Annotated in this window: 2 protein-coding genes; both read left to right on the top strand. The window is 75.6% G+C overall.

Features of this window, described 5'->3' with window-relative positions; genetic code table 11:
* The first annotated feature begins 14 nt into the window (after nucleotides 1-14).
* Nucleotides 15-1,235: a homoserine O-acetyltransferase gene (locus CWIS_RS12515; RefSeq protein ID WP_082156437.1), complete on the top strand. Its 1,221-nt coding sequence runs from the start codon at nucleotides 15-17 to the stop codon at nucleotides 1,233-1,235.
* A gap of 43 nt (nucleotides 1,236-1,278) precedes the next feature.
* The coding region (locus CWIS_RS12520) for a maleylpyruvate isomerase N-terminal domain-containing protein (protein WP_048343648.1) at nucleotides 1,279-1,867 on the top strand (589 nt) is incomplete at its 3' end.

The following is a 1,867-nucleotide window of genomic DNA, read 5'->3' on the forward strand; positions in this document are numbered from 1 at the left end:
TAGATTGGTTCCCCATGTCCGACGAGTCCTCCGCCTTCGCCCCCGCCCGGGCGCTGGCCAGCACGCGCGCGAGCCGCACCCCGGTCGCGCAGCGGGCTGCCGTGCCCGCGTCGTCGGCATGGCAGGACGGCGACGAGGTCGGGCGTCGGCAGTTCGCCGACCTCGGACCGTTCGCGCTCGAGTCCGGCGGTCGCCTGCCCGCGGTCCGGCTCGCGTACGAGACCTGGGGCGAGCTCGACGAGGACGGCTCGAACGCCGTGCTCGTCCTGCACGCGCTGACCGGCGACTCGCACGTCACGGGCGGGGCCGGCCACGGGCACCCGACGCCCGGGTGGTGGCAGTCGATGGTCGGGCCGGGTGCGCCGATCGACACCGAGCGCTGGTTCGTCGTCGCGCCCAACGTGCTGGGCGGCTGCCAGGGCTCGACGGGACCCTCGTCGCCCGCGCCCGACGGCCGCCCGTGGGGCAGCCGGTTCCCGCAGCTGTCCGTGCGCGACCAGGTCGCCGCCGAGGTCCGCCTGGCCGACCTGCTGGGCATCCGCACGTGGGCGCTCGTGATCGGCGCGTCGATGGGCGGGCTGCGCGTGCTCGAGTGGGCCGCGTCGGAGCCGCAGCGCGTCGAGGCGTTCGCCGCGATCGCGACGAGCGCGCAGACCTCGGGCGACCAGATCGCCAACTTCCACACCCAGCTCGTCGCGATCCACGCCGACCCGAAGTTCCGCGGCGGCGACTACTACGACGCACCCGACGGCGACGGCCCGCACGTCGGGCTCGGGCTCGCGCGGCAGATCGCGCACCAGAGCTACCGCTCGGCGTACGAGCTCGACGAGCGCTTCGGGCGGATCCCGCAGGGCGCCGAGGACCCGCTCGAGGGCGGGCGGTTCGCGGTGCAGTCGTACCTCGAGCACCACGGCGACAAGCTCGTACGACGGTTCGACGCCAACACCTACGTCACCCTCACGCGCACGATGATCACGCACGACCTGGGCCGCGACCGCGGCGGCGTGGACAACGCGCTGTCGCAGATCACCGCGCGCGGGCTCGTCGTGGCCGTCGACACCGACCGGCTGTTCCCGCTCGCACAGGCCGAGCGGATCGCCGCGCACGTCCCGGGAGCGGGACCCGTGCGCGTCGTGCACTCCGACTTCGGGCACGACGGGTTCCTCATCGAGGAGGACGAGGTCGGCAGGCACGTCTCGGAGTTCCTCGGCGAGCTCGTCCGCACCCGCCCCTGACCTGCGCCCCCGCATCGGCGTGCCCGCACGGCAGGATGGGGCCATGACCGCGTCGCTGACCGAGGCCTCGACCGCGCTGCACGACCAGTGGGACCTGCTGCGGCGCTGGGTCGTCGAGGTCGTCGACGACTCCGTCGGCGACGCGCCCTCGGTGCTCGAGGGCTGGACGGTCACGGCGCTCGTCGCGCACCTCGGCCGGGCCATGGACGCGCTCGCCGCGTGCTCCCCGCTGCCGGCCGGCACGGTCCCCCTCACGCTCGCGGAGTACCTCGGGACGTACGCGGGGCGGGCGGGCGACATCGCCGAGACCACGCGCGCACTGGCCGCCCAGGTGGCCGGCGACCCGATCGGCTGGATCGACGACCGCGCGGCGGCCGCGTTCGCGGCGCTCGACGCGCTGACCGCGGCGGGCGACCCCGTGGTGCAGGCCCGCCGCGGGCCCGTGCGCCTGTCGACCATGACCGTCTCGCGCGTGATCGAGCTCGTGGTGCACGCCGACGACCTGTTCGTGTCCGTGCGCCGCGTGCCGGGCGCGGGCGCCGGCCCGGACCCGGTCGAGCCGCGGGCCCTCGACCTCGTCGCGCGCGAGCTGCTCGCGATCGTCGTCGCCCGCGGCGGGTGGGACCTGGAGG

The sequence above is a fragment of the Cellulomonas sp. A375-1 genome (assembly GCF_001040865.1).
GTDB classification, from domain to species: domain Bacteria; phylum Actinomycetota; class Actinomycetes; order Actinomycetales; family Cellulomonadaceae; genus Cellulomonas; species Cellulomonas gelida.